The organism is Pseudomonas sp. c313, from assembly GCF_055407145.1.
In genome coordinates this window covers 128,304-140,982 of the sequence record NZ_JBUZRD010000005.1, presented here as the reverse complement: position 1 = coordinate 140,982, position 12,679 = coordinate 128,304, and the positions used below count along the sequence as shown (strand labels likewise).

The following is a 12,679-nucleotide window of genomic DNA, read 5'->3' as shown; positions in this document are numbered from 1 at the left end:
AACATTTAAAAATAAAAATTGAAATATTTTTTTAAATAAATAGCGCGGAACCGTTAGGTCGTCAACTACTTTATTGAACCCTTTTAAACATGACTGAGCAGTCTCTTTTCCAGCTGCTTGGTCAGGTGTCTAGGGCAAGCATCGAGCGTTCTCGACCGCGCCGTGAGTGCCACACTTATTTGCTCGCCAAGGCAAAGATCGTAGCGGTTTCCGGCTGTTTGGCGCGCTTGGCGACCTGTTCCACCAAGGCTGCAACACGCTCGGTGGCGGTGATCGGCAACATATGGCCACGGCCTTCGACCAATTGCAGCTTCAACCCCGGCACCTTATCCGCCAGGGCCTGACCATGTTTTCGAAAGTCCAGCACCTTGTCCCGAGCGCCATAGATCAGGCCAATCGGCAGGCGCAGCTGCGGGTAGCGCTTGACCATCTCTGGCAGGTCGTCGTTGACCAAGGCGATCTCACTGGAGGCGGCATAGAAGTTGTCGGGCCGCATGCCCAGCAAGCCTCCGCCACGCGTGGCGAAGTCCGCCGGGGCAGCATCGGGAGCGAATACGCCCTTGACCACCGAAGCGCTGGTGAGCATGCCCAGGGGCACCGTGAGCGTTCGCGAGACCCAGCGCCGCAACCACGCCGGGCGCACCGCCAAGGATACAAACACCAAGGGCAACATGCGCTGGGGGTGGGTCAGTGGCGCCACCAGGACCAATCCTGAAACTGCGTGAGGATGATCCAGGGCCAAGGCTAGCGAAATCGTCCCCCCCAGGGAATGCCCCAATACCAAAGGTTGCCCCAGGCCCAGGGTTTTGATGAAAGTAGCGACTTGCCGGGCCTGGGCTTGCAGGTCAGCGGCGGTGCCTTTATGGCGGGTGGAATAACCCGAGCCAGGCCGGTCAAGGGTGATGACCCGAAAGTGCTCGCGTAATTGAGCGGACAAAGCATAGGTCAGGTTGCGACTGCTGCCCATCAGGCCGTGGATCATCACCAGCGGCGGGCCCTTGCCCTCTTCTACATAATGAAAGCGCTCGCCATCAACCTCCAGAAAGCGCCCGTTGATCGGAACAGCCGCTTCGATACGGCGCGTCATCCAGGCACCGAAGCCCCACAACACAGCACTTGCCATCACAAACACAGCTGCAGCGACAACCCATTCGACAGCCATAGCTCGGTCCCCTGCCTTCCCTGCTGCTGGCGATCCGACCGGAATTGATCAAGACCTCAGCCATCGTCCACACCCTGGACCTTAACTGCGTGCGTAAAGCCCTGTCCGTCGGACAAGCCGCACATGAGGAACTGGGCCCTAGCGTAGGCGATATTTTCAGGTACATTATTTAAAATGTTTTTTAAAATAATTAATTCAATTTTTCTTTGCAATGGTGTTTTATCGGTTTGTGGCGAAAGGGCTCGCCACAGCCCATAACAAAAACAGGAGCACATCCGATGTCAAAACCCGTAAGGCGCACGCTGCCCACGAGGGACACCCTATGAATGCCTACTCCCAAATGGACTCCATCGACATCGCCATCATCGGCTCTGGTTTTGCCGGCCTGTGCATGGCGATCAAACTCAAGGAAGCCGGGCTCGACGACTTCTTTATTGCCGAGCAGGCAGACGCCCTCGGTGGCACCTGGCGCGACAACCACTACCCCGGTTGCGCCTGCGATGTGCAATCCCATGTGTATTCGTTTTCCTTCGCCCCCAACCCGGACTGGACACGGCAGTTCGCCCCCCAGGCGGAAATCCGTGCCTACCTGGAACAATGCGCCCAGTGCTTTGAGCTGGCGCCGTACCTGCGTTTTGGCATGGGCCTTGAGCGCGCAGTGTTCGATGATGAGCGCCAACGCTGGCAGTTGAGTTTCAGCAATGGCCGCCAGGTCAGCGCACGGGTCCTGGTGTCGGGGATGGGCGGCCTGTCGCGCCCGGCGCTACCGGACATTCCGGGCCTTGAGACCTTCAAGGGCAAACGTTTCCACTCCCAGCAGTGGGACCATGAGTATTCATTGAAGGGCAAACGCGTGGCCGTGATCGGCACCGGCGCCAGCGCCATACAGTTCGTGCCGCAGATCGCACCGCAGGTGGCGCACCTGGACCTGTTCCAGCGCACCCCGCCGTGGATCATGCCCAAACCGGACCGGCCGATTTCACGGGTTGAACGCTGGGCCTTCAAACACCTGCCCTTCACCCAGCGCCTGGTACGCGGCGCGCTCTACTGGGCGCTGGAAGGTCGCGTGGTGGGCTTTTCCCTGCACCCGCGGCTGATGAAAATGGTGCAAAAAATCGCCCTGCGCCATCTTCACAATCAAGTGGTGCGGCCTTCCTTGCGCAAGACCCTGACGCCGGATTACACCATCGGCTGCAAGCGCGTGCTGATCTCCAACGACTACTACCCGGCGCTGTCACGCAGCAATGTCCAGGTGGTCACCGACAGCGTGTTGCGCATCGAAGCCGACGGGGTGATCACCGCCGATGGCATCAAGCACCCGGCCGATTGCCTGATCTTCGGCACCGGTTTCCAGGCCACCGATCCCCTGCCACGGGACTGCATCATCGGCCGCGACGGCATCGACCTGATGGACACCTGGCGCGACGGTGCCCACGCCTACCTCGGCACCACGGTGCCGGGTTATCCCAACCTGTTTCTGATCGTCGGCCCCAACACCGGGCTTGGCCATAACTCGATGATTCTGATGATCGAGGCGCAGGTCACCTACATCCTCCATGCCTTGCAGCAAATGCGCCGAAATCGGATCGCCACGGTGGACGTCAAACCAGCGGTGGAAAGCGCCTACAACCAGCAGTTGCAGGAAAAACTCAAGCGCACCATCTGGTCCACCGGCGGCTGCCAGAGCTGGTACCTCGACCCGCGCACCGGCAAGAACACCACGTTATGGCCCGGTTCGACCTGGCGCTTCAAACGGGTCACCCGCCAGTTCGCCCTCAAGGATTACCTCGCCACACCAGTGTCGGCCGACTCCACGCCGCGCCTTGTTGCCCAGCCCCACACCACCACAGAAGGCAGCCTGTCATGAAGTCATTTACCGGCCGCGTGGCGGCAATCACCGGTGCTGCATCAGGCATGGGGCGTGCGTTGGCCCTGGCCCTGGCACGGGAAGGCTGCCACCTGGCCCTGGCCGACAAAAACCCTGCGGGTCTGGAGCAGACGGTGGAGTTGGTCAAGGCTTCGGCCCTGTCGCCCGTGCGCATCACTTCCCAGGTACTGGATGTTTCCGACCGCCAGGCGATGGACGACTGGGCCGCCACCTGTGCCGCCGAGCACGGCCAGGTCAACCTGATTTTCAATAACGCCGGGGTTGCCCTGTCGAGCACCGTGGAAGGCATGGATTATGCGGATCTGGAGTGGATCGTCGGCATTAACTTCTGGGGAGTGGTCTACGGCACCAAGGCGTTCCTGTCCTACCTCAAGGCCAGCGGCGACGGCCATGTGATCAATACTTCCAGCGTTTTCGGCCTGTTCGCCCAGCCTGGCATGAGCGGCTACAACGCCACCAAATTTGCCGTGCGCGGCTTTACCGAATCCCTGCGCCAGGAGTTGGACATGCAGTGCAGCGGCGTCTCGGCCACTTGCGTCCACCCCGGCGGGATTCGCACGGATATCTGCCGTAGCAGCCGCATCGACGCCAACATGACCGGCTTCCTGATCCACAGCGAAGAACAGGCCCGCGCAGACTTCGAAAAACTGTTTATCACTGACGCCGACCAGGCCGCCAAAGTGATTCTACAGGGCGTGCGCAAAAACAAGCGCCGCGTGCTGATCGGCCGCGATGCCTACGCCCTGGATCTGCTCGCGCGCTGCCTGCCGGCGGCTTATCAGGCGCTGGTGGTGTTCGCCAGCAAGCGTATGGCACCGAAAAAGCGCAACGCGCTAAAACCAATGACGAACACCCTCTCTGACCAGGAGTAGTCATCATGCTGCCCATTCGCCGCGATATCCGTTTTGCCCTGCCTGCTGAACGCATCAAGAACTGGCACGAACAAGGGCCGTTCATCACTCATTTCTTCAATGCCCTGTCGCTGTTGTTTCCCCAGGGCGAGCTGTTCTTCATGGACAGCGTGCGCCACTACCGCAAGCACATCGACGACCCTGAGCTGAAGAAAGAAATACAGGGCTTCATCGGCCAGGAAGCCATGCACAGCCGTGAACATGTGGCCTATAACGACCTTCTACAAGCCGCTGGGCTGCCGGCGCAGACCCTGGATCATCGGCTGAAAGTGATCCTGGACTTGCAGAAGAAACACCTGCCCGCTTCGTTCAACCTTGCCGTGACCATCGCCTTGGAACACTACACGGCGATGCTCGCGGAAATTCTGCTCAGCGACCCGTCGCGCTTTGGTGACTCGGTCAAGGGTTACCAGCAAATGTGGTACTGGCACGCCCTTGAGGAAACCGAGCACAAGGCGGTGGCTTTCGATGTGTGGAACACCGTCATCAAGCCTGGACCCAAGCGCTACTTGCTACGCACCGGGACCATGCTGTTCACCACGGTATTCTTCTGGCTTGTGGTGTTTGATTTTCACCTGCGCATGTTGTTTGCAGACCGGCGTGCCGGTGGGCATCTCAAGGGGTTCTGGCGGATGCTGAAGTTTTTATATGGCCCCAAAGGGGTGTTCCCACGCATGGCGTTGCCATGGTTGCATTATTTCAAGCCGGGGTTTCATCCCTGGGACCATGACAATCGGGCACACCTGGACAGCCTTGAGGGGCTTATAGATGAGATCGAACAGACGCACTACAAAGCAGCCCCGCAAGCCTGATTCTGCGGTAAGCGAAAGAGGGACACCGGGGTCAATAAACAAAATAGCCTTTGCGCGGGCACGATCCAGAGGCGTCCGATCCCTGCGACGCTTGTCGATTGCCTTCACTTAGCTCATCCTTTGACACATCTGGTTGCCTGAAGGGCGACGATTTTTTCGAATGGAATCGAGCCCACTGATGCTGCGAATTACCGCTTTGCCTGCCGCCATGATTGGAGCCCTGCTCTGCCTGACCGGCAACCTCGCCGGCGCCGCCAGCAGCCCGACATTCCCTGATGCAGCGGCCAGCGATCCGGCCACACTCAAGTGGATGGTCGGCGCACCGCCGCCGCCGGACCGGACCCTGCGTTTTGAAGACGGCAGCTATTTTCGCTTCCCGGCGATGCGTTGGAGCGTCGCCAACTTTCGCCAATTGATGCCCACCGTTAACGTCTCCCGGGGTCTCGGTGCCCCCCTGACGCTGGCGGAACAACTTGATCCACAGATCGACGCCTTGGCTGTTCTGCCTCTGGGCGCCAGCCGCACGCTGACCTGGCGGCAGACACTCGACGCCACCTACACCGACGGCATTGTGGTCCTGCATCGCGGGGCCATCGTCTATGAACGCTACTTCGGGGTACTCCGGGCTGAAGGGCAACATGCGGCCATGTCGGTCACCAAATCGGTGATCGGCACCCTGGGCGCCATGTTGGTGGCAGATGGCAGTCTCGATGCCGAGAAAAAGATCGTCGACTATATTCCCGAGTTGGCCCATTCGGCCTTTGGCAGCGCCACCCTGCGCCAGGTGCTGGACATGACCACCGCCCTGGACTACAGCGAAGACTATGCCGACCCCAACGCCCAAGTCTGGGCCCATGCGCAGGCCGGCAACCCGTTGCCAAAACCCAAGGACTATACCGGGCCGCGCAGCTATTACGAGTTCCTGCAGACGGTTCAATTGCGCGGCGAACATGGTCGTGCCTTCGGCTACAAGACGGTCAATACCGACGTGCTCGGCTGGGTGATCGCCCGAGCCACCGGGCGCAATGTCGCGCATCTGCTCAGCGAACGTATCTGGAGTCGCCTCGGCGCTGAACAGGACGCCTACTTCACCGTCGACTCCATCGGCACCCCCTTCGCTGGTGGCGGTCTGAACGCCGGGCTGCGAGACCTCGCACGGTTTGGCGAAATGCTACGTAACGGCGGGCGTTTCAATGGCCAACAGATCGTCCCTGAAGACGTGGTCAAGGATATCCAGCGAGGCGGCGACAAACAGGCGTTTGCCCAGGCAGGTTATGGGCAGTTGAAAGGCTGGAGTTATCGCTCCATGTGGTGGGTGAGCCACAACCCGAATGGCGCCTTCATGGCACGGGGCGTCCATGGCCAGAGCATTTATATTGATCCCAAGGCCGAGATGGTCATTGTCCGCTACGCCTCCCACCCCATCGCCGGCAATGCCGCCAACGATGGCGTGACCTTGCCTGCCTTTGAAGGGATGGCGCGCTTCTTGATGGCGCAGCCCCGATATTGAGAGCATATAATGGCTTTTTGGAACCAAATCCCACCCGATCAGGTCATGAGCTTCACAGCCCCATAAACCAACAGGCCACCGTCGAAATGAATCGAGTCGGCGACCAGCCATAGATTTTCGGGAGGGGGCATGCCAGCCTCCCCTGCGCCCTCAAGGAGATGTATTAAACATGCAAGGCAGGCTTTCAAATCGTGCACGACCGCTGTGTCTCACTGCAGTGCTATGGTTGTGTGGGGTAGCGTTACTGTTTTTGATCAAGGCCGTTATCGAATCGGTAGACGGGCCCATCGGCGAAACCTGGATTGACTTGACCCTGGTGCTGGCTGCCTATCTGTTTTTCTTTTTACTCGCCCCCCTGCAAAACTGGATTTCGCACCGGTCACGCAAACGCGAAAGACACAAAAACCGCTCACATCAAACCTCGGAATAAGGTTTAACAACCTGTTCACCCTGGAGTAGATCCTTGTCCCAACCTGGCGAAAACCACCAGCGTGCCCTGGATATTTTTTTGGACGCGCGACCCGAACTGCGCGCCGAGCTGGACACCTTGAATCCGCTGGCCGCCCAGGCCAAGCAGGAAACAATGGCGCAGTACCGCGCCGAGCGCTTGCATGAGGCATTTGAAGCAGAGGCAGAACGCCAGGGCCTGTTTTCCTGGGAACTGACGCTGCAACTGGTCGCACACTCACCCCAGGAGTTCGAGGCCCAACGCCTGGAAGTCCACAGGGAAGTCGCCCAGATGGCAGGCATGAGCTGGGATGAATACTGTCAACTCCACGGGCTTGCTGGTTGACAGGCTCAGTTGGCATGGCTGTTGAACCAGCGACGAAGCCGGGAGGGACCGCGGCGCATGACCTCTCGCAACTCGGCAACCGTCATGGTTCTTTGGTGTGGGTCAACCGCCAACGCCGCACGCAATGCCGGCCAACAGTACCGGGGGAGTTGCCTGGGTGCAGGCAATCGCTCGCTGGAGCACTGAGTCAGCACGCCTTGAAAAGGCCGCAGCCCCTGCGCCAGCTCATAGAGTAAGCACGCCACCGCATAGAGGTCGGCACTCGCTGAAAGGGGGGCGCCGCCCAGCAATTCCGGCGCGGCATAGGCCGGCGTCCAGGCATTGAAACGACTGAGACTCAAGCCAGGCAAACCTGCCGACACCTGCGCGGCGGCCTGGCCGAGACCAAAATCAAACAGTCGCAGCCCCTCCTCCCCGACCATGACATTGCCCGGCTTCACATCGCCATGTAGCACACCTTGCTGGTGGGTGTAACGCAGCGCATCCAGTAACTCCAGAGCGATGGGCTGCAGTTCACACCATGGCAATCCGCTCGGCCGCTCAACCAGTAACCGATCCAGCGTCATGCCTTTCATCAGCTCCATGGTGAAGAACGCTATTTGGCAACCAGCATCCACTTCGAACGAAAAAGCCCGGATCACCCGCTCATGCCGCAAGCAACGGGTCAGGGCAAACTCGCTGTAGAGCAGCAAGTGAGCATCCGTCGAGCGGGACAATGTTTCGCCCAGTACCTTGAGCGCCACGTGAGAACTCGTTTCTCCAAATTGCTCGTGGAGCAGATCCCGGGCGCGATAGACAACGCCCATGCCGCCAACGCCCAATACCCGCTCGATACGATATCGCCCTGCCAGCAAGGAAGGTAGGCCGTCCGCGCCTGTCGGGTTCGGTACCCTACCGGCCGCAGGTTTGGCAAAGGCAAGGCGTGTCAACGGTGCCTCGGCATCTGGCGTGCCGAGCACCTCCTGCGATTTTTCAATCATGGCTGAATGACCACGGCCGTCACGTTATCCCTGGCGTTACCGCGCATCACACCTTCGAACAACCGATCCAACACCAACGTTGGCGTTGCCAGGCTCAAGGCACAGCCCAGCTCGGCATGATTGAGTTCCTGGTACAACCCGTCACTGCACAGCAGAAAAACATCACCCGGCCTGGTTTTGAGCTCCAGCACGCCCAGGATCAATGGCTCGCCCGCGCCGATTGCCTGGGTCAGGGCATTGGCGTTCGGGTGGACTCTGGCCTGCTCAGGACTAAAGTGCTGCTCATCGATCAACTGCTCCAACAGAGAGTGGTCCCGAGACAGCTGGTACAACACCTGCTTCCTCCACAGGTAGCAGCGACTGTCACCAGCCCAGATGCAGGCGACGCGGTCGCCCTCAAGCAACAACGCCACCACCGTGCTGCCCATGATGAGATCGGCACCGTGGTCGGTCACCGTCAACTCCTGGCTCAACCGCCGGTTCAGCCATTGCAGGCAACGCCGAATGCCCTTGAGACGCTCGTCGAAACTGCCGCGCCCAGGCAGCGTGGCCAGGCTGCTGACCACCCATTGGCTGGCAACATCCCCCGCCAGATGGCCGCCCATTCCATCCGCCACCGCCCAGCAACCCAGTTGCGGACAATCGAGAAAGGCATCCTCGTTGCGCGGCCTGATTTTTCCACAGTCCGTACGCCCGGCGCTGCGCCAGCGCATCCCTATATGGCTCACAACTGCTCCGGTATACGAAAGGTGCGCCATGCACTGATATCAAACGGGTTGGGCATACGCTGGCTGGTCAGCAGGTAATTGGCACGCAGCCCCCCAAGGTCAGCCTTGAGTACCTGTGCATCCCGTCCGTTAAAGGGTTCGTCTTGCATCAGGTCGAACAGACGAAACAACGACCATGGGCCAGTGTTTTTTTCGATGCCCAGTGCCCGCTCTGCGCCTCGCTCCAGCACCAGGCTGCTGCGTCCGTCTTCAGCTTCGCTCGGCCACTGGAAAACCATCGGTACGATCGGACCATGGCGATACTCCATCTGCTGCCCACCGAACCGCAAGATTGCACGGCTCACCGTTGGGTCAAGGCTGTACGGTGCAAGGGTAAAACGTACCTGGGGCTCGCCCAGGTCATCGGCAAAAAAACTCTGGCGAATCACCTGCACCTTTACCAGTTGATCCAGCAGCGCCCGAGACATCGGCAAACTGCGGCCGTCCAGATTGCGCAGCTTATAGTGGTCGCCATCGCCACTGACAAAGGGCCGAAGATAGTCGTCGAAGAACCGTACCATCACCCCCTGCGCCTTGAAGAACTCACGAAAGTCGTTGAGGGCAACGTCGCTGCTGGCGTGGGCGTTAAACGGATAACGGTGTTTGATTGCCTTGGCGTAAAACCCGTACACCTCACTTTGGTAGCGCTGATTCAGGTGACGATAAGCACCGTCGAGCACGCGGCGCCAACTGTCATCGGCCAAACCATCAAGCCAGCCGTTCAGTGGCGCCGGCAAACGTACCGTCACGTTACGCAAGTTACCCAGGGCATCCTGTTGTCCCTGCATGCGTCGCTTGACCATCTGGAATGCCGCCTGCTCCGACTGACCCTCCCGGCTCAGCGTGGCCATCTGCAGGTGCAACTCGTTGAGCGATTGCAGCGCCTGGTTCAACTGCGGCCCCGGATTCTGCTGATCGTCGAGCAGTTGGTGCAGGGATTCGAAGCGACGTTTCAGCGCCCTTCGAGCGGTGTCGGGCAACCCGTCCTGAACACTGCCCAATGCCGCCTGGGCAATCAACCCAGGCGCGCCTGCCTGTCCAGGCAGGCTACTGGCGAAGTTACCCAGTGGGTCTTCAGGCATCGGAAAACGAGTGTTTTCCCAAACCTGTTGCAACAGCTGCAACAACGGTGAGTGGGCTGAGGTCAGGCTCGCCAACTGCTCGGCACCTTGTTTGGCGGTATCGGTCTCTCGCAGACGAATCCGGCCAAGTGCCTCGCCCCAGGCTTGGGCGTATTCGCTGAAATAGCGCTGTTCCAGTTCGACCATCAATCGCCGCAAGCCCATGGCACTGAGTTCAGTGCCCTCCCCCAATACCCAGTTATCCCGCACGATGGTGCCCACCATCCGCGCGCCCTGCACCGTGAAATACCGAAGGTAACCCTGCTGCGTGAAAAAACCGGGGATTGGCTGGTCGATCCCGGAAAACACCCGTTCCTGGGGGTCCAGATGCTGGCTCAAGCGATAGGGTTCAAGACTGCCGGCCTGCTCACGCAGCACTCGATACACCACGCTGGCCAATGACTCGCCCCGCAGCACCTGACGCGCCTGGGCTACCAACTCGTCATTGAGCGGCGCCACGAAGGGCTGTTCGAGCAATCGCACCATATGCCGATTCAAGCGATGCTGTACCGACGTATCGTCGGCATAACGCACCGACCATTGGTCCGCCAGCCGATCTGCCAACCAATCCGAATCACGACGCTCGCGCAGATTGAGCATCAGGTACGCCCGTAGGCTGTGCAACAGCAACTCACGATCCTGCAAGCTGGTGCGCACCTGCTCTTCAAGTATCTCGCGGACCTGTGACAGGAGTAGATGTTGCAGCGCCTGTTGGTACGCCTCCTCCAGTACTGGACGACTGCTGTCGCCTTGATACAAACCAACCTGCTCTAGCCACCTCGCCTGCCCTTGGCGCGGGAAAACCTGAGTGGCGGCCAGGCGACTGTCTAACAAGGGCAGTATCGCCAGGACGTCATCCGCCGGCGCCTGTAACGGTTGCCGAGCCAGATCACGCAGCTGCTCCAGTTGCTGGTGATTGACAGAATAGCTCTGCATCCACAGCAAGCCCGCCCCACCGAAGACCATCAGCGCAGCAAGGGCCAGCATGCGCTGGCGTCTCCGGATTCGACCCAACTCAAGGCTGTCGAGGCCGACCAGGTCAGTCTCGGAAAAAACTACCCGGCTGAACAAGCCCTGGATGAAGCGCGAGCGTTCTGCGGCCGTTTCAGGACGGTCACCGGCGCTGGTCAAGTAAAAGCCCTGCAATGAGTTGGCACACTGATAGCGATGAACGGAAAAAGCCAACTCGATGTACAGGCACAGGCGCTCGCCCATCCGAGCCACCTGTTGAGGAAAATCAAGCATCCGGCCACGGCGTTCGGCATTACGCTCTTGGTGCAAACGCTGGATTAGCTCACCGCTCAAACGTTGGAGCAACGCTTCGAACCTCTGGCGCACCTGGGCGATACCAGCCAGGCTCACCCTCGACATCACTGACGACAATGCGCGCCGCACGCAGCGGGCGTCGTCCACGAACTTCGGCATTGGGGTTTTCCTGATCGGCAACGTACTGGCGAATCCACTTGTTGAGCTCCAGTTCCAGGTCGGTGCGCTCCTTCCAGGAGCCAAGCTGCTCGCGCTGCAGGACCTTCAGGTAATGAGCCAGGCGGTTGACAATCATCATGTACGGCAGTTGGGTGCCAAGCCTGTAGTTCAACTCGGCGACCTTGCCCTCGGCACTGATCCCGAAGGACTTGGGTTTCTGCACCGAACTGGCAGAAAAGAAAGCGGCATTGTCGCTGCCCTTGCGCATGGTCAGGGCAATGAACCCCTCCTCTGCCAGCTCGTATTCACGACGATCGCAAATCAGCACCTCTGTGGGAATCTTGGTTTCGATTTCTCCCATGCTGTGAAAATGATGCAACGGCAAGTCCTCCACTGCACCGCCACTTTGCGGGCCGATAATGTTCGGGCACCAGCGGAACCGGGCGAAGCTGTCGGTCAAGCGAGTCGCAAAGGCATAGGCCGTATTGCCCCACAGATAGTGCTCGTGGCTGTTGACCACGTTCTCCGTGTAAGCAAAGGTTTTGACCGGACAATCCGTAGGGTCGTAAGGCGTGCGCAACAGGAAACGCGGTACGGTCAAGCCGATATAACGGGCATCTTCGCTCTGTCGTAAACTTTGCCATTTGGAAAACTGTGGGCCCTCGAAATGATCTTTCAGGTCCTTCAGGTCAGGCAGGCCGGCAAAGCTCTCAAGGCCGAAAAAACCAGGCCCCGCCGCAGCAATGAACGGCGCATGGGCCATGCAGGCGACACTGGAAACGTACTGCATCAGCTTGACGTCGGGAGCACTGGGGGACAGGAAGTAGTTGGCGATGATCGCGCCCACCGGCTGGCCGCCAAACTGACCGTATTCGGCACTGTAGGTATGTTTATAGAGTCCGGATTGGGTGACCTCCGGCGAGTCCTCGAAATCGTCCAGCAGGTCCTGGCTGGAGACGTTCAGCAGTTCAATCTTGATGTTTTCACGGAAATTGGTGCGGTCAACCAACAGCTTCAAGCCACGCCAGGCAGCCTCCATGGCCTGAAACGCGGGATGATGGAGGATTTCATCCATTTGCCGGCTGAGCTTTGCGTCAATCTCGGCAATCATCCGGTCGACCATCTGTTTTTTGACCGGCTCGCCGCTGTTCTGCGGCTTGATCAGTTCCTCGATAAATGCCGAGACGCCACGCCTGGCAATACCGTAGGCCTCATCGTCGGTGCTCAGACGGGTCTGGGCAATGATGCCGTCGAGAATGCTGTATTCGTCGCTTGGGGGCGTGTGTTGCGGGATATGGCGGGTGGTCATG

9 protein-coding genes and 1 pseudogene are annotated in these 12,679 nt (G+C 59.4%); 5 read left to right on the top strand and 5 right to left on the bottom strand.

The genetic code is table 11. The features are described from left to right. Window positions 1-175: 175 nt before the first annotated feature. Complete coding sequence (locus ACZRKZ_RS16905; RefSeq protein WP_463982172.1) at window positions 176-1,162, bottom strand: alpha/beta fold hydrolase; 987 nt, start codon at window positions 1,160-1,162, stop codon at window positions 176-178. A 322-nt stretch (window positions 1,163-1,484) separates the two neighbouring features. Between ACZRKZ_RS16905 and ACZRKZ_RS16900 the strand changes: the two genes are divergently transcribed. From ACZRKZ_RS16900 to ACZRKZ_RS16880, 5 genes are all read left to right on the top strand, one after another. After that, complete coding sequence (locus ACZRKZ_RS16900; RefSeq protein WP_463982171.1) at window positions 1,485-3,029, top strand: flavin-containing monooxygenase; 1,545 nt, start codon at window positions 1,485-1,487, stop codon at window positions 3,027-3,029. Then, window positions 3,026-3,922, top strand: coding sequence for an SDR family NAD(P)-dependent oxidoreductase (locus ACZRKZ_RS16895; RefSeq protein ID WP_463982170.1), 897 nt, complete (start codon window positions 3,026-3,028; stop codon window positions 3,920-3,922). The genes ACZRKZ_RS16900 and ACZRKZ_RS16895 overlap by 4 nt, the downstream gene beginning before the upstream one ends. Window positions 3,923-3,927: 5 nt before the next feature. After that, window positions 3,928-4,773, top strand: a complete 846-nt coding sequence (locus ACZRKZ_RS16890; RefSeq protein ID WP_463982169.1) for a metal-dependent hydrolase — start codon at window positions 3,928-3,930, stop codon at window positions 4,771-4,773. A 178-nt stretch (window positions 4,774-4,951) separates the two neighbouring features. Beyond that, window positions 4,952-6,283, top strand: coding sequence for a serine hydrolase domain-containing protein (locus ACZRKZ_RS16885; RefSeq protein WP_463982168.1), 1,332 nt, complete (start codon window positions 4,952-4,954; stop codon window positions 6,281-6,283). Between the two features lie 463 nt (window positions 6,284-6,746). Beyond that, window positions 6,747-7,076: a DUF6388 family protein gene (locus ACZRKZ_RS16880; protein WP_463982167.1), complete on the top strand. Its 330-nt coding sequence runs from the start codon at window positions 6,747-6,749 to the stop codon at window positions 7,074-7,076. 5 nt (window positions 7,077-7,081) lie between these two features. Here ACZRKZ_RS16880 and ACZRKZ_RS16875 read toward each other — a convergent pair whose 3' ends face one another. From ACZRKZ_RS16875 to tssC, 4 genes and pseudogenes are all read right to left on the bottom strand, one after another. Then, window positions 7,082-8,056 carry a serine/threonine-protein kinase gene (locus ACZRKZ_RS16875; RefSeq protein ID WP_463982166.1) on the bottom strand — a complete coding sequence of 325 codons (975 nt, stop codon included), beginning with the start codon at window positions 8,054-8,056 and terminating at the stop codon, window positions 7,082-7,084. Beyond that, window positions 8,053-8,769: a PP2C family protein-serine/threonine phosphatase gene (locus tag ACZRKZ_RS16870; protein ID WP_463968884.1), complete on the bottom strand. Its 717-nt coding sequence runs from the start codon at window positions 8,767-8,769 to the stop codon at window positions 8,053-8,055. Before ACZRKZ_RS16870 ends, ACZRKZ_RS16875 begins: the two co-directional genes overlap by 4 nt. Window positions 8,770-8,780: 11 nt before the next feature. After that, window positions 8,781-11,291, bottom strand: a pseudogene (tssM, locus tag ACZRKZ_RS16865) (type VI secretion system membrane subunit TssM); the annotation flags it as partial. Next, window positions 11,239-12,678 (bottom strand): type VI secretion system contractile sheath large subunit, encoded by a 1,440-nt coding sequence (gene tssC / locus ACZRKZ_RS16860; protein ID WP_463982165.1) that lies wholly within the window; start codon window positions 12,676-12,678, stop codon window positions 11,239-11,241. The gene tssC and the pseudogene tssM, both read right to left, overlap by 53 nt. Window position 12,679 lies beyond the last annotated feature (1 nt).